We start from the raw sequence: 26,189 nt of genomic DNA, 5'->3' as shown, positions 1-26,189 counted from the left end.
CATGGGCCGCACCCTCGCCGTCCGCCTCGACTCGGACGGGGACGTCCTGCTGACCGGTCCCGCGGTCCGGGCCCTGGCCCGGACCGGGAACCCGGTGGACCTGCTGGCCTCGCCCTCCGGGGCGGCCGCCGCCCGGCTGCTGCCGGACGTGGCGGAGGTCCTCGAGTACTCCGCCCCCTGGTCCGGGTTCCGGCCGCCGCCGCTCGACCGGGACGCCACGCTCGGTCTCGTCGGCGACCTGGCCGCCCGCGGCTACGACCTCGCGGTGGTCTTCACGTCCTTCCACCAGAGCCCGCTGCCCATGGCGCTGCTCGCCCGCCTCGCCGGGATCGGCCGCGTGGTGGCCACCAGCGAGGACTACCCCGGCTCGCTGCTCGACGTCCGGCACCGCCGCGCGGACCCGCCCGGCGGCGGGCACGAGGTCGAGGCGGCCATGGAGCTCGCGGTCGCGGCGGGCGCCCCCGCGCCCGGCGAGGCCGACCTGCGCCTGGCCGTGCGCCGCCCGCTGCCCCCGCTGCCGCAGGAGCTCCCCGCCGCGCTGCGGGACGGCGGCTACGTGGTGCTGCACCCCGGGGCCTCCGTCCCGTCGCGCGGGCTGACCCCCGAGCACGCCGGCTCCCTGGCCGCCGGACTCGCGGACGCGGGGCACACGGTGGTCCTCACCGGGGGCCCGGGGGAGCGCGCGCTCACCGCCGCGACCCTGGCCGCCGCACGGGACAGGGTCCCCGGCGCGGCCGTGCTGGACCTCGCCGGGCGGACCGACCTGCCGGGCCTGGCCTCCGTGCTGGACGCCGCGGCCTGCGTCGTCGTCGGCAACACCGGACCCGCCCACCTCGCGGCCGCCGTGGGCACCCCGGTCGTGTCCCTGTTCTCCCCGGTGGTCCCGCCGGAGCGGTGGGCCCCCTACGGGGTGCCCGTCGTGCTGCTCGGGGACCGGACCGCGGACTGCCGCGGCTCCCGGGCCCGCGACTGCCCCGTCCCGGGGCACCCGTGCCTGTCCTCGGTGCCCCCCTCGGACGTGGTCGCCGCCGTCGAGGACCTGGCGCACCGCGCCCCGGGCGCCCCCGCCACCGTCCCCCAACCGGAAGGAGGACCCCGGTGCGCATCCTGATCTGGCACGTCCACGGCTCGTGGACGACCTCGTTCGTCCACGGTCCCCACACCTACCTGCTGCCCGTCGTCGAGGACCGCGGCCCCGACGGCCGCGGCCGCGCCGAGACCTGGGAGTGGCCGGCCTCCGCCGTGGAGCTGAGCCCCGCGCAGCTGGCCGACGCCGAGATCGACGTCGTGGTGCTCCAGCGCCCGCACGAGCTCGAGCTCCTCGAGCGCTGGACCGGGCGCCGGGCGGGCACCGGCGTGCCGGCCGTGTACGTCGAGCACGACACCCCGCGCGGGCCCGCGGTGGCCACCCGGCACCCGCTGGCCGAGCGCACCGACATCCCCGTGGTGCACGTGACGCACTTCAACCGGATGATGTGGGACAACGGGGCCGCCCCCACCGCTGTGGTGGAGCACGGCATCCTCGACCCCGGCCCGCTCTACACCGGGCGCACGGCCAGCCTGGCGGCCGTGGTCAACGAGCCCGTGCGCCGTGGCCGGATCGCCGGCACCGACCTGCTCACGGCGCTGGCCGAGGAGCTGCCGGTGGACGTGTACGGCATGGGCATGGACCAGCTCGCCGCGCATGCGCCCCACATGGCCGGGCGGTTGCACGAGAACTATCCTCAGGAGAGGCTGCACGGGGCCCTCGGCGCCCACCGGGCCTACTTCCACCCCTACCGGTGGACGAGCCTGGGGCTCGCGCTGCTGGAGGCCATGACCATCGGCATGCCGGTGCTCGGCCTCTCGACCACGGAGGCGCCGCGGGCGGTGCCGCCGGGGGCGGGGCTGCTCTCCAACGACCCGGAGGCCCTCGCGGCGCAGGCCCGGCACTGGCTGAACGACCACGACGCGGCGGCCGCCGCGGGCACCGCCGCCCGCGAGCACGCCCTGAGACACTACGGTCTGGACCGCTTCCTCGCGGACTGGGACCGCATCCTGGAGAAGGTGACAGCATGAGAATCGCAATGGTCTCCGAGCACGCCAGCCCCCTGGCCGCGCTCGGCGGGGTCGACGCCGGAGGGCAGAACGTCTACGTCGCCGCCCTGGCCACGGGGCTCGCCCGTCTCGGCCACGAGGTGGCGGTCTACACCCGACGCGACGACGCGGTGAGCCCCGACGTCGTCGAGCTGGCGCCAGGAGCGCGCGTGGTGCACGTCCCGGCCGGGCCCCCGAGCCCGTTGCCCAAGGACGACCTCGCCCCCTACATGGACGAGTTCGGGCGCTGGCTGGCCCGCGACTGGGCGCGCGACGGCGCCCCCGACCTCGTGCACGCCCACTTCTGGATGTCCGGGATCGCCGCCCGCCGGGCCGCCGAGACCCTGCAGATCCCGGTGGTGCAGACCTTCCACGCGCTCGGGGCCGTGAAGCGCCGCCACCAGGGCGCGGCCGACACCAGCCCGGCCGGCCGGCTCGCGGTCGAGAACGAGATCGTCGCCGCGGCGGACCTGGTCCTGGCGACCTGCCGGGACGAGCGCGCGGAGCTGCTGGCCCTGGGCGGGGAGGACTCCCGGCTCGACGTGGTGCCGTGCGGGGTGGACCTCGACGCGTTCGTCCCGGCCCCGCCGCCCACCGGGCCGCGCCGGCCCCGGATCCTGGCCCTGGGCCGGCTCGTGGAGCGCAAGGGCGTGAACGTCGTCGTGCGCGCGCTGGCCGAGCTGCCCGGCACGGAGCTCGTCGTGGCGGGCGGGCCGGATCGCGCCGCCCTCGACCGCGACCCCGAGGCCCTGCGCCTGCGGGCGCTGGCCCGCGAGCTCGGCGTGGACGACCGGGTGGAGCTGCTCGGCCGCGTGGACCACGACGACGCCGCCGCCCTGCTGTCCTCCGCGGACGTCGTCGCCTGCACCCCCTGGTACGAGCCGTTCGGCATGGTCCCGCTCGAGGCGATGGCCTGCGCCCGCCCCGTGGTGGGCACCGCCGTGGGCGGGCTGCTGGACAGCATCGAGGACGGCGTGACCGGGCTGCACGTCCCCCCGCGGGACGTCGCCGCCACCGCCACCGCCCTGCGCACCCTGCTCGAGGACCAGGAGCTGGCCGCCCGGATGGGCCGCGCCGGCCGCGAGCGCGTCGAGCGGCTCTTCGGCTGGCGCCGGGTCGCCGAGCAGACGGAGCGCGCCTACGCCCGGGTCGTCGAGCGCCACCGCCGCGAGCACCCGCCCCTGCGCGCGCAGACCGAGCGCTGGCTGGGCACGCACGCGGACGAGCTCGCCGTCGCCGCCCGCGAGGCCGCCCAGCACGCCGACGTCGTGGACCGCTGGGGCGCCCGCCTGGCCGGGCTGCTGACCGACGGCGGGCGCGTGCTCGCCGCGGGCAACGGCGGCAGCGCCGCGGAGGCGCAGCACTTCACCGCGGAGCTCGTCGGCCGCTTCGTCGACGACCGCCGGCCGCTGTCGGCCGTGTGCCTGTCCGCCGAGACCTCGAGCCTCACCGCCATCGTCAACGACTACGGCCCGGAGGAGGTCTTCGCCCGCCAGGTCGGCGCCCACGGCCGGGCCGGCGACGTCCTGGTCGTGCTCTCCACCAGCGGGCGCAGCCCCAACGTGCTGGCCGCGGCCGAACGGGCGCGCGAGCACGGGCTGCACGTCTGGGCTCTCACCGGCCCGGGCCCCAACCCGCTCACCGAGCTGGCGGACGAGGCCCTCACGGTGGCCGCGCCCAGCACCTCGGTGATCCAGGAGGTGCACCTGATGCTGCTGCACGCCGTGTGCGCGGCGGTCGACGCCCGGCTGGCCCCGGCCGGACCCCCGGCCGCGCGCGAGCGGACCGACGGGACACCGGCGCGCACCGCCGTCCGGGCGGGGGTCGCATGAGCACGGCACGCATCGTCGTGGTCGGCGACGCCCTGCTGGACCGGGACGTGGCCGGCACCTCGACCCGGCTCAGCCCCGACGCCCCGGTCCCCGTGGTCGACGTCGACGCCGTCTTCGCGAGCCCCGGCGGGGCCGGCCTGGCCGCCCTGCTGTGCGCGGAGCCGCCCTCCGTCGGGGCCGTGCCCGCGCGGGCCGCGGTGACGCTGCTGGCGCCGGTGGCCGACGACGAGGCCGGCCGGCAGCTGGCCGACGCGCTCGGCGAGGTCCGCCTGGAGCGGCTGGGCCACGAGGGCGGGACGCGCACCAAGACCCGCATCCGCAGCGCGGGCCAGACCCTCGTGCGCGTGGACGAGGGCGGGCCCGGCACCCCGGTCGGCGTCACCGCCCGGCACGTGGCCGCGGTCCTGGCCGAGGCCGACGCCGTCCTGGTCTCCGACTACGGGGGCGGGGTCACCCGCGACCCCGCCGTGCGCGCCGCGCTCGAGGAGCACGCCCGCACCGGCGTGGTCGTCTGGGACCCCCACCCGCGCGGCGGGGCCCCGGTGCCGGGCTGCACGCTCGTCACCCCCAACGCCGACGAGGCCGCGGCGGTCCTCGACGGCCCGGGCGCCCCCCGGGAGCTCGCCGGCGCGCTGCGCCGGCACTGGGCCGCCGCCGCGGTGGCGGTCACCGCCGGCGCGGACGGGGCGTACCTGGCCACGGCCACCGGGACCGAGCTGGTCCCCGCGGCACCCGTGCAGAACACCGACCCCTGCGGCGCGGGGGACCGGTTCGCCTCCGCCGCGGCCCTCGCCCTCGGCGGGGGCACCCACGTGACGGCCGCCGTGGAGACCGCCGTCGAGGCCGCGGGCCAGTGGGTCGCCGCGGGCGGCGCCGCCACCTACCGCACCCGCCGCGCCGCCGGCGTGCACGTCCGCCCGGCCCTGCACCCGGGCGCCGAACGGCTGCCCCGCGAGGTGCAGGAGCTGCTGAGCGAGGTCCGCGGCCGCGGCGGGACCGTGGTCGCCACCGGCGGCTGCTTCGACGTCCTGCACGCCGGGCACATCGCCTCCCTCGACGCCGCGCGTCAGTTCGGCGACGCCCTCGTGGTGCTCCTGAACGCGGACGACTCCGTGCGCCGGCTCAAGGGAGCGGGCCGCCCGGTGGTCGGGGAGGCCGACCGGGCCCGCGTGCTGGGCGCCCTGCGCAGCGTCGACGCGGTCGTCGTCTTCGACGAGGACGACCCCCGCGCCGCCCTGAACCTGCTCCGTCCCGACGTGTGGGTCAAGGGCGGGGACTACACCCCCGAGCAGCTGCCCGAGGCCGCCGACGTGCGCGGCTGGGGCGGGCGGGTGACCGTCCTGCCGTACCTGTCGGGGCGCTCCACCACCGCCATCCTGCAGAAGGCCGGCCGTGAGCGCTGAGCCCGGCAGCGCGTACGTCCTCCCCGCGCCCGGCCCGTGGACCGTGGACCCCGCCACGGTCGGCCCCGGGGACGTCCTGGTGCTGCGGGCACTGGGCCTCGGGGACGCACTGACCGCCGTGGCCCCGCTGCGGGGCGTGCGCCGGATGCTGCCCGGCCACCGGATCCTCCTCGCCGCCCCGGCGGCCGTGGGCTCCTGGCTGGCCGGGCTCGGCGTCGTCGACGGCGTGCTGCCCCTCCAGGGGCTCGTGCCGCTGCCGCCGGTGCGCGGCGGGCACGTCGCCGTGAACCTGCACGGGCGCGGCCCGCGCAGCCACGAGCTGCTCCTCACCACCGGGCCCGAGCGGCTGGTCGGCTTCGCCGCCCCGGAGGCCGGCCACGACGGCCCGGCCTGGCGGCGGGACGAGCACGAGGTGCACCGGTGGTGCCGCCTGGTGCGCGAGGCCGGCGGGCCGTGCGGTCCCGAGGACCTGCGCCTGCGGGACCACCGCCCCGCGCCCGCGGACGCCCCCGTGCTCATCCACCCGGGCGCGGCGTCCGGGGCCCGGCGGTGGCCGGCGGAGCGGTGGCGCGAGGTCGCCCGGGCGCTCGTCGAGGACGGGCACCGGGTCCTCGTCACGGGCTCGCCGGCCGAGGCGGAGCTCGCCGCCGCCGTGGTGGACGGCGTGGACGGCGCCGAGAACCGGTGCGGCACCCTGAGCCTGGCCGGGCTGGCGGAGACCGTCGGCGGGTGCGCCGCGGTGCTCAGCGCCGACACGGGGGTGGCGCACGTGGCCACCGCGCTGGCCGTGCGCTCCGTGGTGCTCTTCGGACCGACCCCGCCCGCGTGGTGGGGTCCCGCCGTGGACCCCGGCCTGCACACCGTCCTGTGGCACGGGGACCCGGGCGCGCACGCCTGGGGCGACCCCCACGCGGACGAGCTCGACGAGCGCCTCGGCGCCGTCACCCCGGAGGAGGTCCTGGCCGCGGCCCGGGCCCAGCTCGACGCGGTCGCCCGCACCTGACCCGGCCGGAGCCGCGGTCCCCGTGCGCGCCGGCCTCTCCACCCGCTTTCGACCCAGAGGAGCACCGTGAACCCCACGCCAGACGTGACCACCAGCCCGGGCGCGGCCCGGCCGATCCGCCGCGCCGTCGTGACCGGCGGCGCCGGCTTCCTGGGCAGCCACCTGTGCACCGAGCTGCGCCGCCGCGAGGTCGAGGTCGTCTGCCTCGACAACTTCCTGACGGGCTCCGCGGCCAACATCGAGCACCTCGTGGGCGACCCCGGGTTCCGGCTCGTCCAGTGCGACGTCACCGACTACGTGCACGTGCCCGGCGAGGTGGACCTCGTCCTGCACTTCGCCTCCCCGGCCTCGCCCATCGACTACCTCAAGCTGCCCATCCACACGCTGAAGGTCGGCTCGATCGGCACCCACCACGCCCTGGGCCTGGCCAAGGACAAGGGCGCGCGGTTCGTGCTGGCCTCCACCTCCGAGGTCTACGGGGACCCGCAGGTCCACCCGCAGCCGGAGAGCTACTGGGGGCACGTCAACCCCGTGGGACCCCGCGGGGTGTACGACGAGGCCAAGCGCTTCGCGGAGGCCCTCACGGTCGCCTACCGCGCGCAGCACGGCGTGGACACCGGGATCGTGCGCATCTTCAACACCTTCGGCCCGCGGATGCGCCCCTTCGACGGCCGCGCCATCCCCACGTTCATCCGGCAGGCCCTCGCGGGGGAGCCGCTCACGGTGACCGGCGACGGGGCGCAGACCCGCTCCGTCTGCTACGTCTCCGACCTGGTGCGCGGCATCCTCGCCCTGGCCGGCAGCGGGCACAGCGGGCCGATGAACATCGGCAACCCGCACGAGCTGTCCGTGCTGCAGATCGCCCGCGACGTCATCGCCGCGACCGGCTCCTCCTCGGCCGTGGAGTTCGTCGACCGCCCGGTCGACGACCCCATGGTGCGCCGGCCCGACACCACGCTGGCCACCGAGGTCCTCGGCTGGGACCCCGAGGTGCCGTGGACGGAGGGCCTGGCGCGCACGGTCGAGTGGTTCCGCACCTCGACCGGTGCTCCGCAGGCCGGCGCCGCGAGCCGGGCCGGCTGACCGCCCGGCCCCTCCTCGTCCCGTCGCTGCCGGTGGCCTCCACCGGAGCGCTCAGCTGACGTAGCGACGAGCGGCGCTGCTGCGCTGGGACTCCTCCAGCGCCCGGAAGCGCCGCTCGACGCGCTCGGGGAGGGGGCGCCGCTCGCGCAGCACCCACGGAGCCCCGCGCACGGCGTCGAACAGGCCCAGGGCCGTGACCCGGTCCCGCGGCGCGCCGCCGAGCACGTCCCGGGTGCGGCGCAGCGCGGCCCGGAGGGGGCGGCGCAGCCAGATGAACCACAGCGTGTTGCGCAGCCCGTGCCGCCGGCGCAGGTGCGGGTCGCGGACCTTCGAGGCCTGGTGGTGGACCACGACGTCGGGCAGGTGCACCAGCTCCCACCCGGCGGTCGCGAGGTCAGCGGCCAGCAGCTCCTCCTCGCCGCCCAGCCACAGCCGCTCACTGAACCCGCCGACCTCGCGGAACGCCGTGCGGCGTACCACGGAGGCGCCCGCCAGGAAGCTGCCCAGGGCCGGTCCGGGCATCCATGCGGGCCCCTCGACGGGGGAGTGCAGCAGCTCCGCGTTGATCGCGTCCTCACGGGCACCGGGCTCCACGAGGATCCTGCCGGTGACCACGCCCAGGCCGGGGTGGGCTTCCAGCGCGTCGGCCGCCCGGCGCAGCGACCCCGGCTCCCACCAGGTGTCGTCGTCGCAGAAGGCCACGAAGGGAGTCCGCACCCGGTCCATCGCCACGTTGCGGCCCACCGCGCCGAGGTTGACCGGGCTCGCGACCAGCTCCGCCCAGGGGTGCTGCTCGCGGACCGCCTCCGCGGTCCCGTCCTCCGAGCCGTTGTCGACGACCACCACGTACGGCTGCTCGGGCAGCTCGCGCAGCCGCGCGAGCGCCAGCAGCGCCTCGTCCCGGCGGTTGTAGGTGATCATCACGACCGCCACGCGCTCGTCGGGGCCCGTGCCCTGCACGGTGTCCGGGGTGGGGTCGGTCTCGGTCACGGGCTGTCCTCCGTCGGGGTCGGGGCGTTCGGGGTCGGATCGGCCGGGGCGTGCAGCAGGGCGAGCGCGGCCTCGGTGGTGGGGGAGACGCGGCGGCGGGCGCGCAGCGCGGCCGGGACCCGCGGCAGGGCCCCGAGCAGCCCGCGGCGGCCCGTGCGCCCGGCGCGCAGGGCGCAGCGCAGCTCGTGCGCCACCACCCGCCACGGCCGGCGCATGAGCGCGGTGAGCAGGCGGCTGCGCACCAGCTCCCGCTGCCGGCGGTCGCCGGTCTCCCGGCGCGGCGAGGGGTGGTGGTGGGCGCGGATCTCCGGCACGTAGGACAGGCGCCAGCCGGCGTCGAAGAGGTCGAGGGCCAGGCGCTCCTCCTCGCCGGGGAAGCGCACGACGTCGTCGAAGCCGCCCGCCTCCAGGAACGCCGAGCGGCGCACGATCGCCCCGCAGCCCACGAAGCCGAGCAGGGCGGGGCCCGGGCACCCCGTCGGGATGCCCAGGGGGGAGGCCGCCAGCACGGCGTTGAGCGGGTCCGGACGCTCCTCGGGCCCCACGGCGATGGAACCGGCGAGAAGACCGAGCCGGGGGTGGGCGTCGAAGACGGCGGCCGCGCGGACGAGCGCGCCGGGGGCCCACCAGGAGTCGTCGTCGGCGAAGGCCACGTACGGGGTGCGGGCCAGGCGCACGCCCACGGTCCGGGCCACTGCACCGACGTTGCGCGGCAGGGGCACCACCCGCACCCGGGGGTGCGCGGCGTGCACCGCCTCGACGGTGCCGTCCGTGGAGGCGTTGTCGACGACGATCACGGGCCCCTCGTGCCGGCCGAGGTGGGCGACGAGCTCCTCCCGCCGGTTGCGGGTGGCCACGACCACCGTGACGCGGTGCTGGGGGTCCGGGGCGTCCATCGGTTCCTCTCCGCTCGTGGCGGCCGCGGCGGGCGCGGCGGCGCGCCCGCCTCGCGCGGGCGCGCCATCCCATCGTAGGGGCACGTCGTCCGGTGTCCTGCGGCGCGGCGCGTGACAGAATCGGAAGCGCGCCCGGAACCCCGGTTACCGTTGCGAAATACGGCCCGTCCATACTTCGGGCAACGACCGCCACGACCCCGAAAGGCGTGTGATCGCCCGACATGCCCGACCTGTTCGACCACTATGCCGCCGACATGTCCGGCGCGGCGGCCTACGACGAGATGTTCACCCAGGACCAGCGGGCCAGGGCCGGCTACGAGCGGATCGGCGGGGTGCTGGGCGAACTGTCCCTCAGCGACGTCAACACCCGCGCGGACTCGATGGCCCGGTCCTTCCTGGACCGCGGCGTGACCTTCGACTTCGCGGGGGAGGAGCGCCCGTTCCCCCTGGACATCGTCCCGCGCGTGATCACGGCCCGCGAGTGGGCCGTGATCGAGCGCGGCGTGAAGCAGCGCGTCCGGGCGCTGGAGTGCTTCCTCGACGACGTCTACGGGGAGCAGCGGGTCGTGGCCGACGGGATCGTGCCGAAGGCGCTGATCACCTCCTCCGCCCACTTCCACCGCGCGGTGTGGGGGTTCCGCCCGCCCGGCGGGGTGCGGATCCACGTGGCGGGCATCGACGTGGTCCGCGACCAGGACGGCGTGTTCCGCGTGCTGGAGGACAACGTGCGCGTGCCCTCCGGCGTCTCCTACGTGATCGAGAACCGGCGGGCCATGGCGAAGGGCCTGCCGGAGGCGTTCATGTCCCAGCCGATCCGCGCCGTCGAGGCCTACCCCCGGCACCTCTACCGGGCCCTGCGCGCCACCGCCCCCGAAGCGGCCGAGGACCCGGTGGTCGTGGTGCTCACCCCCGGCGTGTTCAACTCCGCCTACTTCGAGCACACCCTGCTGGCCGGGCTCATGGGCGTGGAGCTCGTGGAGGGCCGCGACCTCGTGGTCCGCGGGGACAAGGTCTACATGCGCACCACCGACGGCGAGCAGCGCGTGGACGTGATCTACAAGCGCATCGACGACGAGTTCGTGGACCCGCTGCACTTCCGCTCCGACTCGGAGCTGGGCTGCTCCGGGCTGGTCAACGCGGCCCGGGCCGGCAACGTGAGCATCGCCAACGCGATCGGCAACGGCGTGGCCGACGACAAGCTGACCTACTCCTACGTGCCGGACCTGATCCGCTACTACCTCGACGAGGAGCCGGTGCTGCCCAACGTGGACACGTACCGGCTCGAGGAGGACGAGGCCCGCGCCTACGTCCTGGACCACCTGGACGAGCTCGTGGTCAAGCCCGTGGACGGCTCCGGCGGCAAGGGCCTGGTGATCGGCCCCCAGGCCACCGCGGCCGAGCTCGAGGAGCTGCGGGCCAAGGTGCTCGCCGACCCGCGCGGGTGGATCGCCCAGCCCGTGCTGCAGCTGTCCACCGTGCCGACGTTCGCCGACGGGGAGTTCAGCCCCCGCCACGTGGACCTGCGTCCCTTCGCGGTCAACAGCGGCGAGGAGGTCTACGTCCTGCCCGGAGGCCTGACCCGCGTGGCGATGCAGAAGGGCTCGCTGATCGTGAACTCCTCCCAGGGCGGCGGCTCGAAGGACACCTGGGTGCTCGGCCAGCCGCAGATCCAGGACCTGGACGCCGGCCAGGCCCCGCCGCCGGACGTGGACGCCTCGGTGCACACCTGGCCGGTCTCCGCGTCCTGGCAGGACGAGGGGGACAGCGACCAGCAGCAGCAGCAGCAGCAGGCGCGCTCCGCCGCCACGACCACCGCCCGCGCCGGGAAGGGGCCCTCATGCTGAGCCGTATTGCCGAGTCGCTGTTCTGGATCGGCCGCTACGTCGAGCGGGCCGACGGCGTCGCCCGGATCCTCGACGTCCACCTGGAGCGCATCACCCAGCTGCCCGTGGGCGAGCAGGAGGCCGAGGTGCGGCGGATCATGGCGGTCATGGGCGTGGAGCCCGCCGACGGGGACTACAGCGTCCGGTCGATGATCCACGAGCTCGCCTGGAACAAGGACTGCCTGACCTCGATCTCGGGCTCGCTGCACGCGGCCCGCGAGAACGCCCGCCGTGCCCGGGAGACCGTCTCCTCGGCCATGTGGGAGTCGCTGAACTCCACCTACTACGGCCTGGGCCAGCACCGCCGGGACGTCGTCGGGACGTTCCGCGTCTGCCACTGGACCATCGAGCGGATGGCGACCGTGCGCGGGCAGGTGCAGATGACCATGTCCCACGACGAGTCGTGGATGTTCCTGTCCCTCGGCGCCGCGATCGAGCGGGCGGACATGACGTCCCGCCTGCTGTGGACCCGGTCCACGTCCACCTCGGGCATGTCCTGGGTGTCGATCCTGCACTGCGCCGGCGGCTACGAGGCGTTCCTGCGCACCCGCTACGGGACCTTCAGCGACGAGTCCGCCACGCAGTTCCTGCTGCTGGACCGGCTCTTCCCCCGTTCCATCCTGCACGCGCTGACCACGGCCGAGGAGATCCTCGTGAACCTGGAACCGGGCCTCCAGCGCGTCGGGTTCAAGGACGACGCCCGCCGGATCATCGGCGAGGCGCGCACGGCCCTGGAGTTCCACCACGCGGAGGACCTCATCGCCGTGCTGCCCGAGCACCTGAACAACGTCCAGGCCGCGTGCGCGAAGGCGTCCGAGTCCGTGGGCGCCAAGTACTTCTCGCACGCCCTGGAGGCGTCCTGGTTCGGAGGCATGCTGTGACCCGGCTCAAGATCGACCACGTCACCCGCTACGACTACAACGACAGCGTCTCCAAGTCCTACAACGAGGCCCGGATGACGCCCCTCACCGACGACGAGCAGATCGTGCTCGAGGCGGAGCTGACCCTGAGCCCCGGGATCGCCACGGTGAGCCACTACCGGGACTACTGGGGCACCCGGGTCGCGGCCTTCGACATCCAGGGCCGGCACCGGCACCTGGAGATCCGCTCCTCCGCCACGGTCGAGGTCAACCGCCGGCCCGGGGACGAGGCCTCCGACGGGCTCGGCTGGGCGGACCTGGCGGACCCCCCGGTTCTGGACGCGGTCTCCGACCACGTGCCGCAGACCCCGCTGACGCGGATCGGGCCCGAGCTGGAGCGGGTCGCCGAGGAGATCCGCAAGGAGTCCGCGGACCCCGCCGCCGCCGCGGCCGCGATCTTCGCCGGGATCGCCACGCACATGCAGTACGTCCCGGGCGTCACCGGGGTGCACACGGACGCGGAGGCCGCCTGGCGTGAGGCCAAGGGCGTGTGCCAGGACCTCGCGCACGTGGCCATCGGCATGATGCGGCACATCGGGATCCCGGCGCGCTACGTCTCCGGCTATCTGCACCCGGACTACGAGGCGGGCATCGGCGCGACCGTGCCGGGGGAGTCCCACGCCTGGGTCGAGTGGTGGAACGACCGCTGGTACGCCTATGACCCCACCAACCACACGAGGCTCACCGACTTCCACGTCACGGTGGGCCGCGGCCGCGACTACACCGACGTCACCCCGCTCAAGGGCATGGTCACCGGCGGCGGCGGGACCTCGGGGCTCGACGTCACGGTCGAGGTCACGCAGACCGCATGACGACGGCGGAGCCGCCCACCTCCCGGAGGTGGGCGGCTCCGCCGTCGTGCGGGACTCGGCTACCGCTCGAAGCGGAAGTTCTTCGGGGCGACCGTCAGCCCCGAGGGCGTCACCGTCAGGCCGCGGTCCCGGTCCAGCTCACGGTCCACGCCCACCTGCACGCCCGGGGGCACCACCACGTTCTTGTCGAGGATGCACCGGTCGACCACGGCCCCCTCGCCGATCTGGACGTTGGGCAGCAGGACCGACTGGTTGACGGTGGCGTCGTTGTGGACCAGCACCTTGGGGGAGAGCACCGACTCGGTCACGCGTCCGCCGGTGACCAGCACGCCGCGCGAGAGGATCGAGTCCGTCGCGATGCCGCCCTCCCCGTGCGGGCCGCGCACGAGCTTCGCCGGCGGGGCCTGCATCTCGTTGGTGTAGAGCGGCCAGTCGTAGTTGTACAGGTTGAACACGGGCAGCGGACGGATCAGGTCCATGTGCGAGTCGTAGTACGAGTCCAGGGTGCCGACGTCGCGCCAGTACTGCCGGTCCCGGTCCGTGGAGCCCGGGACGTCGTTCTCCGTGAAGTCGTAGACGGCCGCCTCGCCGCGGTCCGCGAACCAGGGCATGATGTCCCCGCCCATGTCGTGGCTCGTGTCCTCCTTCGCCTCGTCGGCGCGCAGGGCCTCGACGAGCGCGTCGGTGTCGAAGACGTAGTTGCCCATCGAGGCGAAGAACGCGTCCGGGTCGTCGGGCAGGGGAGCCGTGCTCTGCGGCTTCTCCACGAAGCGGGTGATCTTCGTGACGTCCTGCGGGTCGGTCTCGATCACGCCGAAGGACGTCACCATCTCCATGGGCTGGCGCACGCCCGCCACGGTGGCGCGGGCCCCCGACCGGATGTGGAAGTCCACCATCGACGAGAAGTCCATCCGGTACACGTGGTCCGCGCCGACCACCACGACGATGTCGGGCTTCTCGTCCTCGATGAGGTTCATCGACTGGAAGATGGCGTTGGCGGAGCCCAGGAACCAGTCCTTGCCGCGCCGCTGCTGGGCCGGCACGGTGACCACGTAGTTGCCCAGCTGGGCGGAGAGGCGCCAGGTCTGGGTGACGTGCTGGTCCAGGGAGTGCGACTTGTACTGCGTGAGCACCACGACCTGGAGGTAGCCGGAGTTCACGATGTTGGACAGGGCGAAGTCGATGAGCCGGTAGCCGCCCGCGAAGGGCACGGCCGGCTTGGCGCGGTCCTCCGTCAGCGGCATCAGGCGCTTGCCCTCGCCTCCGGCCAGGACGATCGCGAGTACCTTCTTGCGGTGGGGCATGGGAACCTCTCTGACATCTTCGGCAACGGGCGCATCCACTCCGCCTCGCGGCGCGGAACCACTCGACAGTGGCCTTCATTGTGTCTTAACCGACGCGAAGGGGCGTGACCCCCGGCACAGGTAACCCGATGTGTCACCAGAACTGGGGATGTCGACCCCTCGCCGCGTCCTTCCCGTGGCAGGGACCGGATCCTGCAGTACGCTCGGAACCGTGCGAGTCGATATCTTGTCCAAGGAATTCCCGCCCGAGATCTACGGCGGCGCCGGAGTCCACGTGTCCGAGCTCTCGCGGGTCCTGGCCCCGCTGGTCGACCTGAGGGTGCGGTGCTTCGGTGCCCCGCGAGAACCCCGGGTGAACGGCGTCGAGGTCCAGGCGTATCCCGTGCCCGCGGAACTGGGCGGGGCCAACGCCGCGATCCAGACCCTGGGCGTGGACCTCGCCATGATCGACGACATCGCCGGCGCGGACGTGGTCCACTCCCACACCTGGTACGCCAACATGGGCGGGCACCTCGCGTCGCTGATGCACGGGATCCCCCACGTGCTCTCCGCGCACTCGCTGGAGCCCCTGCGGCCCTGGAAGGCCGAGCAGCTCGGGGGCGGCTACGCCGTCTCCTCGTTCGTGGAGAAGACCGCCTACGAAGCCGCCGCCGCGATCATCGCCGTGTCCGACGGCATGCGCAACGACATCCTGCGCTCCTACCCCGACGTCGACCCCGAGCGCGTGCGGACCGTGCACAACGGCATCGACGTCAGCCAGTGGGTCCGCGACGAGGACACCGACGTCCTCGAGTCCTACGGCATCGACCCCGCCAAGCCCTCCGTGGCGTTCGTGGGCCGGGTGACCCGGCAGAAGGGCGTGCCCTTCCTGCTGCGCGCCGCCGCCCAGCTGCCCGACGACGTCCAGCTCGTGCTGTGCGCCGGTGCGGCCGACACCCCGGAGCTCGGCGCCGAGGTGAACGCGCTGATCGACGAGCTGAAGGCGACCCGGTCCGGGGTCGTGCTCATCGAGAAGATGCTGCCGCGCCGGGAGATCGTCCAGATCCTCTCCGGGGCCACGGCCTTCGCCTGCCCCTCCGTCTACGAGCCGCTGGGCATCGTCAACCTCGAGGCCATGGCCTGCGGCACGGCCGTCGTCGCCTCGGCCACGGGCGGGATCCCGGAGGTCGTCGTCGACGGCGAGACCGGCCGGCTGGTGCCCCTGGAGCAGACCCAGGACGGCACCGGCACGCCGCTGGACCCGGAGAAGTTCGTGGCCGACTTCGCCGCCGCGCTCACCGACGTGGTCTCCGACCCGGCACGGGCCCGCGAGATGGGCGCGGCCGGCCGGCGCCGGGCGGAGGAGCACTTCGCCTGGGAGTCGATCGCCGAGCGGACCGTGGAGGTCTACCGCTCCGTGCTGTGAGCCCGCCGGCGTCCTGCCGCCCCGGCGCTCCGATGTGAACTGCGCGCCCGCATGTGGTAACTTATTTCCTGTTGCGTTCAGGAAAGAACGGCCGGAAACGGCGGGACGTTCCTCCTGGATCCACTCGCGCGGGTGGCGGAATAGGCAGACGCGCTAGCTTGAGGTGCTAGTCCTCGTATTAGAGGGTGGGGGTTCAAGTCCCCCCTCGCGCACAGAGCAGGGCCGGAGCGATCCGGAGACGGAGGCCCCGTCGCCGACAGGAGAACGAATCCTGTGGGCGGCGGGGCTTCTGTCATGGCCATGGCCGGCTTTGGAGAGCGTTCGCGCGAGGACGGCTCGGTGACCCGGGCGGCCGTGGGCTCAAGGATCTCGTCCACACCCGGCCCGGGAGAGGCCACGCGCGCAACGGATCGTTCCACGACCATGTCCGGGGCCCGGCGATGGAGGAAATCGAGGGGCAGGGTGCACTGTCGGATCGGCCGGTACTGCACGATCTATGCCAGACCCATGCCACCTGCCTACTTGCTCGGGATGTGCCCATTCACGCGGTGTCGGCCCGTTTGGGCCACGAGTCCATCACCACGACGGTCAGCACCTATGGTCATCTCGTCGACGACGCTGACCGGCTTGCTGCCGACGCACTCGACGGAACCTGACTCCAGGTGCGCCCATGCACTGAAGGATCAGCGCTTGCCGCGGCCTCCGCGAAAGCTGCGCCGGCGGATGTGGGAGCCGGGCTGACGCTTTCCTGCAACGTTGCGCTTCGGTGACTGCTCCGGGCCCGAGAGTACGCTGCTCCGGCCAGCAGTGTGGCGGTCGTCGCCAGCACCCCGCCGTTGTTGTCCAGCACGTCCGGGTTCAGCACGATCGCCGACGTCCGGTCGGCCAGGTCGTTGGTGACCCGACGGTGAAGCCGGTGACCGCACCGGTCGCCGGGACGGTCTCGACCCGCTCCACCGATGATCTCCATCCCGGCCATCGTCTGGTCGGTGAGCCGGTACTCCTCCAGCACCCTCGCACATCCGTTCTGGAAGGCAAGGGTTAAGAGGCACCTTGGTTGCGAGATGTTCCCAGACCGGTTGGTCCGACCCCGTAGAGGACGTGGCGGCCTGCTCGGTGGGGCCATGACCGTAGTGTCCGGGTGCGCCCGACATAGGTGCTCAACCCGCCGGCCGGGCTCCTCCCCGGTTCCGGAATAGGCCGGTCCCCGGCCCGCCGTGGGGCGGGACGGGGACCGGACGGGGGACGGGTGCGTGCGGTGACCGCGCTCAGTAGGAGTGGCGGGCGTTGCGCGCGGCCTTCTTCGTCTCCGGGGTGGCCTTGCCGCGGTAGCCGCGGTAGCGGGGGCCGCGTTCGCCGTTCTTGCGCTGCTTGTGCTGGTTGTGCTCCCGGCCGGGCTTGTCGTAGACGACACCGGGGAACTGCGGTTCCTCGTCGCGGTCCACGGCGAAAACCTGCGCCACGGACGGCCGCGCCACGGACCACTCCCCGTCGCCCTGGCGGGTCTCCACGACGTAGTCGGGGAAGTAGGAACGGGGCTCCTCGAAGGAGCCGTCCTCGCCGGGGTGCTGCACGGCCACGTAGATCATCCGTTCCTGGTCGTGGATCACGGGCCCGCAGGTCTCGGCGTCCTGGGGCACGGCCAGGAACTGCTGGACGTTGCCGCGGTTGCCGCCGGACAGGCCCACCTTGAACAGGCCGTCGTTGTAGCCGATCGTGCTGGGGGCGCCGTCGGTGGAGATCCAGAGGTTGCCCTCGGAGTCGAAGGCCAGGTTGTCGGGGCAGGAGATCGGGGAGACCTTCTCCGGGGGGAAGCCGGAGAAGTAGGCGGAGGTGTTCTTCGCCGGGTCCCCGGCCACGATGAGGATATTCCAGTCGAACTCGAGGGCGTCGACTCGGTTGCCCCGTTCGGTGAGCTCAATGACGTGCCCCTCGCGGTTCTGCGTGCGGGGGTTCGCCTCGTCCGGACCGGCCTTGCCCTCGGTGCCGCGCTCGGTGTTGTTGGTCAGCGCCATGTAGAGCTTGCCCGTCTGCGGGGACGGCTCGACGTCTTCGGGCCGGTCCATCTTGGTGGCGCCGACCTTGTCCCCGGCCAGACGGGTGTGGACGAGGACTTCCTCGACCGACATGCCCCCGACCGCGGAGGCGCCGTCGACGACCAGGGGCAACCACTGCCCGGAACCGTCGAACGCCCCGTCGGAGGGCAGCCGGCCCGAGCCGTCGATCTCGGCGACGGTGTCACCGGTGAACTTCGCGACGTAGAGGTCTCCCTCGGAGAGCAGGGTCATGTTGTGCGCCCGGTCGCCTTCCACGTACTTCTTGGCCGAGACGAACTTGTACACGTATTCGAAGCGCTCGTCGTCGCCGGAGTAGGCCACCACGGTGCCGTCCTCGCCGATCCGCACGGTCGCGCCCTCGTGCTTGAACCGGCCCAGGCTCGTGTGCTTGACCGGAGTGGAGGAGGGATCGTGCGGGTCGATCTCCACGATCCAGCCGAAACGGTTGGGCTCGTTCACGTACCCGGGCGCGGTCGCGTCGAAGCGCGGGTCGACCTCGTGCCAGCGACGCGGCGGGGCCTCCTCCGAGATCCCGTAGCGGCCGTGCTCCTTGGAGGCGAGGCCCTTGAAGTACTGGTTGAAGTTCTCCTCCCCGGACAGGATCGTGCCCCACGGGGTGGTGCCGCCGGCGCAGTTGTTCAGCGTGCCCAGCACCACGGTGCCGGTGGGGTCATCCACGGTCTTCAGCAACTCGGAGCCGGCGGCCGGGCCGTCGACGGCGAATTCGGTGTGCGCGGTGATCCGCCGGTTGCGGAACCCGCCGCGGACATAAGACCAGGGCTCGCCCACCTTGGTGCGGGTGATCTCGACCACCGACATGCCGTGGGCCGCCATGGCCACCCGCGCCACCAGCTGCACGTCCTCGCGCTGCTCGGCCGGGAACATGAGGTCCTCGTTGGTGTACTCGTGGTTGTTCACCAGCACCCCGGTGCGCCCGCCCCGGTCCTGGAGGATGTCCAGGTAGTCACAGTTGTAGCCGAACTGGCCCGACTGCGCCTCCGCCGTCTGGTGACGGGGATCGAACTCCGCGGAGTCCGTGAACAGAGGATCGCCCCAACGGATGATCGGAGACCAGTCGAAGCCCTCGGGCACGGTGAGGTCGTCCACGGTGTTCGGCACGGGCGCGATCGGGGTGAACGACAGCCCCGAGTGACCACGCCCGTGGGCCAGGGCCGCCTCGGGGGTGGCGCCGACCACGCCGACGGTCACGGCCGCCGCCGCCCCGAGACCCAACGCGGAACGGCGGGTCAGCGCCGCACTGGCAATGTCGCGGAAGTAGCCGTTGGGTGAGGAGTTGCACCCTGGACCGGCGCAGGCATCGCCGCACTTGAGCTGACAGGTCACAGGGCTGCGCTTGCCGCGGGTGTGCCCCAGCATCGGCAGGAGGGTGCGCTTGGCGGTTTCGGTCATGATTCCCCCAGGAGATCGGGCCCGCGGAGAACCGCGGCCGAGAAACGGTGCACCCTCACTGCACCACCGCCGGGTGAGCCGGTCAAGACTTTTGCGTGGGGTCTGAGCTGGGTGGCACGTCCAGGCGGGGTCAGGTGCTGAGCGCGCCTGTGAGGTGTCGATCACAGACAAGTCTTCTTGCGTGGATGCTACTGCGGGACAAGGGGGGCACAAAAAGGGGTGCATTCTGGGAAGCCAGGCTTATGCCGGGATGCCGGGATGCCGGGATGCCGGGATGCCGGGATGCCGGGATGCCGGGATGCCGGGATGCCGGTGACGGTGACTGTGACTGTGACTGTGTCCAGGCTGCCTGCCTCGACCTGTCACGACTTCGTGCATCAGTTTCCCGCCACACTCAGGTGCATGCCATCCAGGGGACGACCTGTCTGGTTTCCAGACGTCCCGGAAGGCAAGGGTTACGAGGCGCATTAGTTGTGAGACATGCAGAACGGTTCGTAGGGCCGGCGTTTCGGGTGGTTCAGCAGACGCCGCCGCTGGGTGTGTACGGAGGGCGTAGAAGCGTTGCTCGCTCGGGTGTTCTGCTAGTTCTTCACACCCGAGCAGGGGCGTGGTGCGGTCTGGGGTTCCGGCGCAGACTGGGCGTATGGAGTTCGTCCGGCACTTACCTCCACCGTTGTTGGCTCCCTTCGTGACCGCAGCCCATGGCTACCGCGTGCCGAGCTATCCCTTGGGTGTGCACCGGGGATTGCCCTCGTCGTCGATGACTCTGGTGTTCGAGCTGGGTGGACGGTTACGGATCACTGGATTGAGTGCGGCGATCAGCTCACACGCGGTGGTGTGTGGATTGCACACGCGTGCGGCGCTGATCGACGCGCGTGCGCCGATGGACGGGGTGCAGTACGCCCTGACGCCGTTGGGGGCTCGCGCGGTGCTGCGCGTGCCGGCTGCTGAGCTGCATGATCGCCCGGTCGATCTGGCGGAGGTGCTGGGGCCGGCGGCCGCTGATGTGGTGGACCAGCTGCATGAGGCCTGTACGTGGGCTGAACGGTTCGCCGTGGTCGACCGGGCCCTGGTGGGCCACCTCGAGGACGGCGTGCCGCCGGTGCCGGCCGAGGTGTGCGAGGCGTGGCGGCTGATTCTGACCGGTCGGGGCCGGTTGCCGGTGTCCGCGGTCGCAACGCAGGTGGGCTGGAGCCGGCGGCACCTGTCGGAACGGTTCCGGGAGGCGACCGGGCTCACCCCGAAGCAGCTCTCTCGGGTGGCTCGCTTCGAGGCCGCACGCGCCCTGCTCACGGGTCCCGCTCCGTGGCCGCTGGCGCGCACGGCCGCGCTCACCGGATACGCCGACCAGTCCCACCTGGATCGGGAGTGGCGCGCGCTCACCGGCTGCAGCCCGACGACGTGGATGCGTGAGGAGCTCCCATTCGTCCAAGACGACACCCCACCTTTCGCGGCAGACTCACCAGCATGAACGAGAACAACGACCAGCACTCCACCGGCTCACCGGCTCCGACCGTGTGGCCCAGTATCGGGTTCACCGATGTCGCCGCCGGTGTCGACTTCCTCACCCGGACCCTCGGATTCACCGTCACCACCCAGTACCAGGACGAGGACGGAACCGTGCAGCACGCCGAGGCGCGCTGGCCCGACGGTGGCGGCGTCATGTTCGGCTCCCGCGGAAAGATCGGTGCGTGGGGCGCCCTGGGCCCCCAGGGGGTCTATGTCGTGGCCGCGGAGCCCGCCACCGTGGACAGGGCCTGGTCCCGGGTCCAGGAGAACGGGTGGGCCGAGGTCCTGGAACCGCTGACGGACACCGACTACGGCTCGCACCAGTTCACCGTCCGCGACGGCGGCGGCAACCTGTGGACCCTGGGAACCTACCGCGGCGCATGAACCGGTGCAGGCCATCGGGAAGATGCTGAAGGGCCTACACCGGCCGCTCTCTTGGGCCTCGTCGCAGTCTGCTCAGCGGCTATTGCGCCTGTGGCCGAGGAGGGGTCACGGCCGCGGTAGTCGTGTCGATGGCGGGCAGTGCTGTGCTCAGGTGCGGGGCAATCTCAGCGACCCGGGCCAGGTATCCGTGGGTGTGCAGCTCGTTCAAGGCAGTGGGAACGCGGATTCTCGGTGTGCTGGCCCGAACGGCGAGGCCGGCCAGGCTCAGGGTGTCCTGGGGCCGGGTCCCGGTGATGGCGCGCAACACTCGACGGGCATCGAGACTTAGGCGCGGATCGGTGCCGGCTTGGGATGCCAACGTGTCCAGTGCTGGGCCGAGGGCTGCGAAGGCTGCGGCCCGGGCCGGCGCATCCACCAGGGATGCTGTGGGAGCTTCTGCGCTGTGCGGGGCGTGATGGCCGGGCATGTGTGGCTTGCTCCTTCAGCTCCTCGGGTGGTGTCTGCAGCAGTTCGCGTGCCTCCCCAGTGAGGGCGGGGCCCGGGTGTGCCCTGGAGATACGGCTGCCGACCACCAGCGCTTCGGGAGTCAGTCCCGCGGACCACGGGGTCCTGCCTCGCAGAATCGGTGGGAAGGGTGACGTGTTGGCCTGCTGGGTGCAGAGGTGCCCTGGTGAGCAGGGTGGTGCGGTGGTGTGGTCGCCGCGCCCTGGTGGTTTCAGGAGTCGTCCCCCAACGACTGACCGCAGATGACCGGTCACGTGGTCCTGTGCCACCAGGGCGGCGGCGTCATGATCGACGCCCAGGATGGCCGGCCCCCCGACCGATCACCTGAGTGCGATCCACGCCGGCGTTTCAGCCCCCCGGCTGATCCTGCCCGTGCGCGATAGCTCGAGATTACCAACGAGTAGACAGATGATCGATACTCATGATGTCCCCACTTCCGCACCCCCATTCGCGCGGTGCGGTGGCCTTTCGGCCCACAAAGCGTTGAGGTGTTGGCTCCGAAACGGCGAGAATCCCTGAGGCGTGGCCAGGGCGGCGAAGGAGAAGGCTAATCCGTTGCTGGTTCTCCCGCACTGACGGGCGAAGGCATAAGGCACCCCATCACGGCGAGGGGATATTGGGCCTGCCTTTAGGTCCGGACAGTGTTGTCCGGCATCCGGTCCTTCGTGACCGGTAACGGTCAAAGGCCCTGCAGGAGGCATTCCTGCAGGGCCCTGCCGTGTGTATGCGCTTTCGAACGCCGCTTGAGCGGCGCCGGTTCAAATGCCCCGGCGCATTCTGTCGACGGCCCATTCCAGCATGAAGCTGCACCGTGGCCAGGCCGCAAGCTGTAGGGGTCTATCCCAATGGCCGGACATGACCCGGTGCCGGTATGGGTGGTGCCGGGTCAGTGGGCGGCGTAGTAGGCGTCCTTGACGGACTGGTGGATGCGGCCGCGGTCGGAGACCTCGTGGCCGTTCTCCTTGGCCCAGGCGCGGATCTTGGCGGTGTCCGGGTCCGACTTCGAGGCCCGTGCCCCGGTGCTGCGGGCCGGGGCGCGGCCGGCTTTGCGTCCGGCGGCGGCGTAGGGGCGCAGGGCTTCGCGCAGCTTATCGGCGTTGGCGGTGGTCAGGTCGATCTCGTAGTCCTTGCCGTCGAGGGAGAACTGGACGGTCTCGTCCGCTTCCCCGCCCTCGAGGTCGTCTTCCAGGATGATCTGCACGCTCTGAGCCATTCTGCTGCCTTTCCCTACTGCTTTTGTTTTCGCATCGACAATGTGCACACGTTGGTGCGCGCATTGATATCGACCTTACCCCCGTGGTGCGGAAAGTGACAATTAGCCTGGGTGGACATCACCATGGCTGAGAAGTCACAGGGAAGCAGGGGCAGCCCACCGTCGATGCGGCATCGGGTCATCTGTCTGCCGCAAACTTCTAACGGGGGAGTAAGAGCGAGCAATGGAATACTTTACCTGAGAAGAAAGCCTTTATGGGCATCCGGCCAGACAGGGGCACCTCATGGTGCCAAGAGTGCATCCCTCGGCATTCGGGGTCAGTGTGAGGGGCTGTGCGCTCTTCACGAGGAAGTCCTGGGCCATCTCGCCGGTGGCATCGCCGGGGGTGTTCTCGAGACCCCTGCAGCGCACACCATGGGACCCAAGGTCGAAGTCAGTCCTCTTCAGCGGCTGCTGTGTCTTCAGCGTCTGGGGAGGTGTCAGCGTCCTGAGTGGCGGATGGGGTGGCATCGGAGGCGTGGGGGTCGGTCCCGGCATCCGGGGTGGATGGGGTGCGGTTCTTGGCGCGGTTGCCCTCGATGACGGTGCCCGTCTGCGTGAGGTCGATGCACAGCATCCCGTCCTCCACGAAAGGCCGCCACCGCCTGGTCACCGTGGTGTCGATTCCGTAGTGCTGGGTGAACGCGGTGGCCGAAACCATGGCCTGCCCGGGTCCCTTCGTCGACCCTGTCCGCACACCGTAGGCGTGCGGTGAGGTGTCATCGGCCGGGCGCAACGCCATGACACTGCGTTGCGCATCGAAGAGCAGCTCCACCGTCTCCGGTGAGTCGATGAGCTCATGGGCTGCCCTGTTCAGCGAGATCACCCCACGCTTCTGAATCTTCACGGCCGGCGCCTTCGCCAACGGAGTCATCCTCTTGTCGAACACCTCAAACGCCACCATGGTCTCCCCTCAATACAAGGGTCCTGAACTAGACCAGTGGTTTCAGCGTAATCATTGCACCGCCGATTCGACCATAATCCGGACTCATGTCCTGCACGCCCTGCACCGCATGCACCTTCTGTAGCGTATTGAACCCCTCCGTGTCTGTCACATATCATCGGAATTTGGCCCTTTGTATGACGTAGGATAAGTAACGGGTTAAGTGACACAGAAGTGGCGTTGCCGGATTCACGGTGGCTTTGTAACGCAAACGGTCGTATAAGTGATGGGGGGTCAGCGCCATGCTGGTGGGCTACATGCGGGTGTCGAAGGCCGACGGGTCCCAGACCACCGACCTGCAGCGCGACGCGCTGCTGGCCGCCGGCGTCGAGAACGACGCCCTGTACGAGGACAGGGCTTCCGGGGCGAAGGACGACCGTCCGCAGCTGGCGGCGTGCCTGAAAGCGTTGCGGGCCGGGGACACGCTGATGGTGTGGAAGCTCGACCGGCTGGGCCGCAACCTCCGCCATCTGGTGAACGTGGTGCACGAGCTCACCGAACGCGGGATCGGACTCAAGGTTCTCACCGGGCAGGGCGCGGCGATCGACACCACCACGGCTTCGGGGAAGCTGGTGTTCGGGATCTTCGCCGCCCTGGCGGAGTTCGAGCGCGAGCTGATCTCCGAACGCACCACCGCCGGTCTGGCCTCCGCCCGGGCGAGGGGACGCAAGGGCGGGCGCCCCTACAAGATGACGCCGGCCAAGGTGAGGCTGGCCGCCGCCTCGATGGGCCAGGCCGGCACCAACGTCGGGGAACTGTGCCAGGAGCTCGGGGTCACCCGTCAGACCCTCTACCGCCACGTCTCACCGACGGGGGAGCTGCGCGAGGACGGGGCCAAGCTGTTGGCCCACAGCCGGAGCGGGTGAATTCTGACAGCAGAAATGGGTGACGGCCTTCCGGTTGAGATGAACGGCGGTTCCAGGATTCCCCAAGCAGCCTGCCGCGGGTGGCGCGCTGCTTACACCAAGTGGGCCGTCTTTGAACCATCTAAACGCTTGATCGGGTGGGACCATGGGTTATGGCAAATCATCCTGCGGCCCCGCTGCTGTTGCGGGAAGGCGACCGGGAGAAGTTGACCCGGTTGGTGCGCTCCACTTCGGTGCGGGCCGGGCTGGCGGGCCGGGCGCGGATCGTGCTGCTGGCCGCCGACGGGATCTCGAACACGGACATCGCCGAGAAGGTGGGCACGACCCGCACCACGGTGATCGCCTGGCGGGCCCGCTACACCGAGGCCGGCATCGAGGGGTTGGCCGACCACGACCGGTCGGGCTGGCCCCTGCGGATCGACCACCGGGCGATCGTCTCGGCGACTTTGATACCGCCGCCGAAGAGGCTCGGGGTCACCCACTGGTCCTCCCGGCTGCTGGCGACCCGGTTGGGGATCGACCACAGCACGGTGGCGAAGGCCTGGTGGGAGTACGGGGTCGCCCCCTGGCGGGAGGGGACCTTCAAGTTCTCCACCGACCCTTCAGCTGGTGGTCAAGGTCGTCGATGTGGTGGGGCTCTACCTGGCCCCGACTTAAGAACGCGGTGGTGGAAGTGCGTGGACGAGAAGTCCCAGATCCAAGCCCTCGAGCGCACGGCACCGGGGATGCCGATGCAGCCCGGGAAGCCGGCGGCGCGCACCCACGACTACATCCGGCACGGGACCTCCACCCTGTTCGCGGCCCTGGAGATCGCCACCGGTCATGTCACGGCCGCGTGCAAGCCTCGGCACCGTCACCAGGAGTTTCTGGCGTTCCTCAAGCAGGTCGCCCGGGCCTACCCGCAGGGGCAGCTGCACCTGGTGATGGACAACTACGCGGTGCACAAGACTGCCGAGGTGAAGGCCTGGCTGGCGGAGAACCCCAGGTTCCGGGTGCACTTCACCCCGACCTCGGCCTCATGGCTGAACCAGGTCGAGGTGTGGTTCGGGATCGTCGAACGCCAGGCCCTGCACCGGGCCGACGTCGCCTCCGTGGCCGAGCTCAACCAGACGATCCGGGCCTTCGTCACCGGCTGGAACGACCGCTGCCACCCGTTCGTCTGGACTAAGACCAGCACCGAGATCCTCAAGAAAGCCAACCGACCAACCACTTCAAAGACGGGCCACTAGTTGCTCTCACCGAGCTCGTCACTCTGGAAAAAATACTGGAAATGTATGCCGAGGACATCCAAAGCCACTCTTAACCGGCTGCGCAATAGCCATGGGCCCACCGAGGCGATGAACGGACGCCTGTAACTCCTGCGCAAATCTGCCATCAGCTTCCACAATCTCACCAACTACATCGCCAGACCGCTCTTCGAGAAGGGCAGATTCAGGTCACGCCTACACCCGTGTTTGCGATAAGCCCTTTACTGCTGGCCCACAAAGCTCGGCCAGTTAAGCGCGCCATTCGTCGCAAACGTTCAAGCTCTCCGTGCCGCGCTGATTCGCAGGAAAAATTACATAGGAGGCAGTTCACACTGCATATTCGTTACAAACCCCGCAAGAACCGTCAAGAACTATCAAATATTACGAAGGTACCAAGAAGTAGTAACGCT

Annotated in this window: 21 protein-coding genes, 1 tRNA gene and 1 pseudogene; 17 read left to right on the top strand and 6 right to left on the bottom strand. The window is 71.6% G+C overall.

Annotated elements, in window-relative coordinates; translation table 11 throughout:
* Position 1: 1 nt before the first annotated feature.
* The 6 genes from RE027_RS04230 (at position 2) to RE027_RS04205 (ending at position 7,397) form a co-directional block, all read left to right on the top strand.
* On the top strand, positions 2 to 1,111 hold the full coding sequence (locus RE027_RS04230; protein WP_368807001.1) for a glycosyltransferase family 9 protein: 1,110 nt from the start codon (positions 2 to 4) through the stop codon (positions 1,109 to 1,111).
* On the top strand, positions 1,099 to 2,058 hold the full coding sequence (locus RE027_RS04225) for a glycosyltransferase (protein WP_368807000.1): 960 nt from the start codon (positions 1,099 to 1,101) through the stop codon (positions 2,056 to 2,058). Before RE027_RS04230 ends, RE027_RS04225 begins: the two co-directional genes overlap by 13 nt.
* Positions 2,055 to 3,908: a glycosyltransferase gene (locus RE027_RS04220; RefSeq protein ID WP_368806999.1), complete on the top strand. Its 1,854-nt coding sequence runs from the start codon at positions 2,055 to 2,057 to the stop codon at positions 3,906 to 3,908. Before RE027_RS04225 ends, RE027_RS04220 begins: the two co-directional genes overlap by 4 nt.
* Positions 3,905 to 5,311, top strand: coding sequence for a PfkB family carbohydrate kinase (locus RE027_RS04215; protein ID WP_368806998.1), 1,407 nt, complete (start codon positions 3,905 to 3,907; stop codon positions 5,309 to 5,311). Before RE027_RS04220 ends, RE027_RS04215 begins: the two co-directional genes overlap by 4 nt.
* Positions 5,301 to 6,314, top strand: coding sequence for a glycosyltransferase family 9 protein (locus tag RE027_RS04210; RefSeq protein WP_368806997.1), 1,014 nt, complete (start codon positions 5,301 to 5,303; stop codon positions 6,312 to 6,314). Before RE027_RS04215 ends, RE027_RS04210 begins: the two co-directional genes overlap by 11 nt.
* Positions 6,315 to 6,380: 66 nt before the next feature.
* On the top strand, positions 6,381 to 7,397 hold the full coding sequence (locus tag RE027_RS04205; RefSeq protein WP_368806996.1) for a UDP-glucuronic acid decarboxylase family protein: 1,017 nt from the start codon (positions 6,381 to 6,383) through the stop codon (positions 7,395 to 7,397).
* Between the two features lie 51 nt (positions 7,398 to 7,448).
* Here RE027_RS04205 and RE027_RS04200 read toward each other — a convergent pair whose 3' ends face one another.
* Positions 7,449 to 8,387 carry a glycosyltransferase family 2 protein gene (locus RE027_RS04200; protein ID WP_368806995.1) on the bottom strand — a complete coding sequence of 313 codons (939 nt, stop codon included), beginning with the start codon at positions 8,385 to 8,387 and terminating at the stop codon, positions 7,449 to 7,451.
* Positions 8,384 to 9,283 carry a glycosyltransferase family 2 protein gene (locus tag RE027_RS04195; protein ID WP_368806994.1) on the bottom strand — a complete coding sequence of 300 codons (900 nt, stop codon included), beginning with the start codon at positions 9,281 to 9,283 and terminating at the stop codon, positions 8,384 to 8,386. The genes RE027_RS04200 and RE027_RS04195 overlap by 4 nt, the downstream gene beginning before the upstream one ends.
* A gap of 221 nt (positions 9,284 to 9,504) precedes the next feature.
* On the opposite strand from RE027_RS04195, the gene RE027_RS04190 reads away from it, so the two are divergent.
* From RE027_RS04190 to RE027_RS04180, 3 genes are read left to right on the top strand one after another with little or no spacing between them, the layout of a single operon-like run.
* Entirely contained in the window at positions 9,505 to 11,127 is a 1,623-nt protein-coding gene (locus RE027_RS04190; RefSeq protein ID WP_368806993.1) for a circularly permuted type 2 ATP-grasp protein, read from the top strand.
* Positions 11,121 to 12,047: an alpha-E domain-containing protein gene (locus RE027_RS04185; protein WP_368806992.1), complete on the top strand. Its 927-nt coding sequence runs from the start codon at positions 11,121 to 11,123 to the stop codon at positions 12,045 to 12,047. Before RE027_RS04190 ends, RE027_RS04185 begins: the two co-directional genes overlap by 7 nt.
* Positions 12,044 to 12,898 carry a transglutaminase family protein gene (locus RE027_RS04180; RefSeq protein WP_368806991.1) on the top strand — a complete coding sequence of 285 codons (855 nt, stop codon included), beginning with the start codon at positions 12,044 to 12,046 and terminating at the stop codon, positions 12,896 to 12,898. Before RE027_RS04185 ends, RE027_RS04180 begins: the two co-directional genes overlap by 4 nt.
* Positions 12,899 to 12,957: 59 nt before the next feature.
* Here RE027_RS04180 and glgC read toward each other — a convergent pair whose 3' ends face one another.
* Positions 12,958 to 14,202, bottom strand: coding sequence for a glucose-1-phosphate adenylyltransferase (glgC, locus tag RE027_RS04175; RefSeq protein WP_368806990.1), 1,245 nt, complete (start codon positions 14,200 to 14,202; stop codon positions 12,958 to 12,960).
* 211 nt (positions 14,203 to 14,413) lie between these two features.
* On the opposite strand from glgC, the gene glgA reads away from it, so the two are divergent.
* The 3 genes from glgA to RE027_RS04160 all read left to right on the top strand — a co-directional run bounded on the left by glgA (position 14,414) and on the right by RE027_RS04160 (position 16,263).
* Positions 14,414 to 15,607, top strand: coding sequence for a glycogen synthase (gene glgA / locus RE027_RS04170; RefSeq protein ID WP_368806989.1), 1,194 nt, complete (start codon positions 14,414 to 14,416; stop codon positions 15,605 to 15,607).
* Between the two features lie 126 nt (positions 15,608 to 15,733).
* A tRNA-Leu gene (locus RE027_RS04165) sits at positions 15,734 to 15,819 on the top strand.
* A 228-nt stretch (positions 15,820 to 16,047) separates the two neighbouring features.
* Positions 16,048 to 16,263, top strand: coding sequence for a tyrosine-type recombinase/integrase (locus tag RE027_RS04160; RefSeq protein WP_368806988.1), 216 nt, complete (start codon positions 16,048 to 16,050; stop codon positions 16,261 to 16,263).
* A 612-nt stretch (positions 16,264 to 16,875) separates the two neighbouring features.
* Here the strand turns inward: RE027_RS04160 and RE027_RS04155 are convergent.
* Positions 16,876 to 19,074 (bottom strand): PhoX family protein, encoded by a 2,199-nt coding sequence (locus RE027_RS04155; protein WP_368806987.1) that lies wholly within the window; start codon positions 19,072 to 19,074, stop codon positions 16,876 to 16,878.
* 643 nt (positions 19,075 to 19,717) lie between these two features.
* On the opposite strand from RE027_RS04155, the gene RE027_RS04150 reads away from it, so the two are divergent.
* Positions 19,718 to 20,545: an AraC family transcriptional regulator gene (locus RE027_RS04150; RefSeq protein WP_368806986.1), complete on the top strand. Its 828-nt coding sequence runs from the start codon at positions 19,718 to 19,720 to the stop codon at positions 20,543 to 20,545.
* Positions 20,542 to 20,967, top strand: a complete 426-nt coding sequence (locus RE027_RS04145; protein WP_368806985.1) for a VOC family protein — start codon at positions 20,542 to 20,544, stop codon at positions 20,965 to 20,967. Before RE027_RS04150 ends, RE027_RS04145 begins: the two co-directional genes overlap by 4 nt.
* Positions 20,968 to 22,357: 1,390 nt before the next feature.
* Here the strand turns inward: RE027_RS04145 and RE027_RS04140 are convergent.
* Together RE027_RS04140 and RE027_RS04135 are read right to left on the bottom strand one after the other, a co-directional pair.
* Positions 22,358 to 22,684, bottom strand: coding sequence for a histone-like nucleoid-structuring protein Lsr2 (locus RE027_RS04140; protein ID WP_368806984.1), 327 nt, complete (start codon positions 22,682 to 22,684; stop codon positions 22,358 to 22,360).
* Between the two features lie 433 nt (positions 22,685 to 23,117).
* Positions 23,118 to 23,627, bottom strand: a complete 510-nt coding sequence (locus RE027_RS04135; protein ID WP_368806983.1) for a hypothetical protein — start codon at positions 23,625 to 23,627, stop codon at positions 23,118 to 23,120.
* A gap of 281 nt (positions 23,628 to 23,908) precedes the next feature.
* Between RE027_RS04135 and RE027_RS04130 the strand changes: the two genes are divergently transcribed.
* The 3 genes and pseudogenes from RE027_RS04130 to RE027_RS04120 all read left to right on the top strand — a co-directional run.
* Positions 23,909 to 24,532, top strand: a complete 624-nt coding sequence (locus RE027_RS04130) for a recombinase family protein (protein WP_368806982.1) — start codon at positions 23,909 to 23,911, stop codon at positions 24,530 to 24,532.
* A gap of 218 nt (positions 24,533 to 24,750) precedes the next feature.
* Positions 24,751 to 25,761, top strand: a complete 1,011-nt coding sequence (locus RE027_RS04125; RefSeq protein ID WP_368806981.1) for an IS630 family transposase — start codon at positions 24,751 to 24,753, stop codon at positions 25,759 to 25,761.
* Between the two features lie 87 nt (positions 25,762 to 25,848).
* Positions 25,849 to 25,995: pseudogene (locus RE027_RS04120) on the top strand (ISL3 family transposase); the annotation flags it as partial.
* Positions 25,996 to 26,189: the final 194 nt, after the last annotated feature.

Origin of the sequence: Kocuria sabuli, assembly GCF_040981185.1 — a bacterium.
Lineage (GTDB): Bacteria > Actinomycetota > Actinomycetes > Actinomycetales > Micrococcaceae > Kocuria > Kocuria sabuli.
This window is presented reverse-complemented; position numbering and strand designations above follow the sequence as displayed.

Excerpts from the sequence above, each read along its gene's own strand:
- RE027_RS04145 (WP_368806985.1), top strand. The coding sequence starts at position 20,542 with ATGAACGAGAACAACGACCAGCACTCCACCGGCTCACCGGCTCCGACC.
- glgC (WP_368806990.1), bottom strand. The coding sequence starts at position 14,202 with ATGCCCCACCGCAAGAAGGTACTCGCGATCGTCCTGGCCGGAGGCGAG.
- RE027_RS04160 (WP_368806988.1), top strand. The coding sequence starts at position 16,048 with ATGGAGGAAATCGAGGGGCAGGGTGCACTGTCGGATCGGCCGGTACTG.
- RE027_RS04155 (WP_368806987.1), bottom strand. The coding sequence starts at position 19,074 with ATGACCGAAACCGCCAAGCGCACCCTCCTGCCGATGCTGGGGCACACC.
- RE027_RS04190 (WP_368806993.1), top strand. The coding sequence starts at position 9,505 with ATGCCCGACCTGTTCGACCACTATGCCGCCGACATGTCCGGCGCGGCG.
- RE027_RS04230 (WP_368807001.1), top strand. The coding sequence starts at position 2 with ATGGGCCGCACCCTCGCCGTCCGCCTCGACTCGGACGGGGACGTCCTG.
- RE027_RS04185 (WP_368806992.1), top strand. The coding sequence starts at position 11,121 with ATGCTGAGCCGTATTGCCGAGTCGCTGTTCTGGATCGGCCGCTACGTC.
- RE027_RS04140 (WP_368806984.1), bottom strand. The coding sequence starts at position 22,684 with ATGGCTCAGAGCGTGCAGATCATCCTGGAAGACGACCTCGAGGGCGGG.
- RE027_RS04130 (WP_368806982.1), top strand. The coding sequence starts at position 23,909 with ATGCTGGTGGGCTACATGCGGGTGTCGAAGGCCGACGGGTCCCAGACC.
- RE027_RS04215 (WP_368806998.1), top strand. The coding sequence starts at position 3,905 with ATGAGCACGGCACGCATCGTCGTGGTCGGCGACGCCCTGCTGGACCGG.
- RE027_RS04135 (WP_368806983.1), bottom strand. The coding sequence starts at position 23,627 with ATGGTGGCGTTTGAGGTGTTCGACAAGAGGATGACTCCGTTGGCGAAG.
- RE027_RS04195 (WP_368806994.1), bottom strand. The coding sequence starts at position 9,283 with ATGGACGCCCCGGACCCCCAGCACCGCGTCACGGTGGTCGTGGCCACC.
- RE027_RS04150 (WP_368806986.1), top strand. The coding sequence starts at position 19,718 with ATGGAGTTCGTCCGGCACTTACCTCCACCGTTGTTGGCTCCCTTCGTG.
- RE027_RS04220 (WP_368806999.1), top strand. The coding sequence starts at position 2,055 with ATGAGAATCGCAATGGTCTCCGAGCACGCCAGCCCCCTGGCCGCGCTC.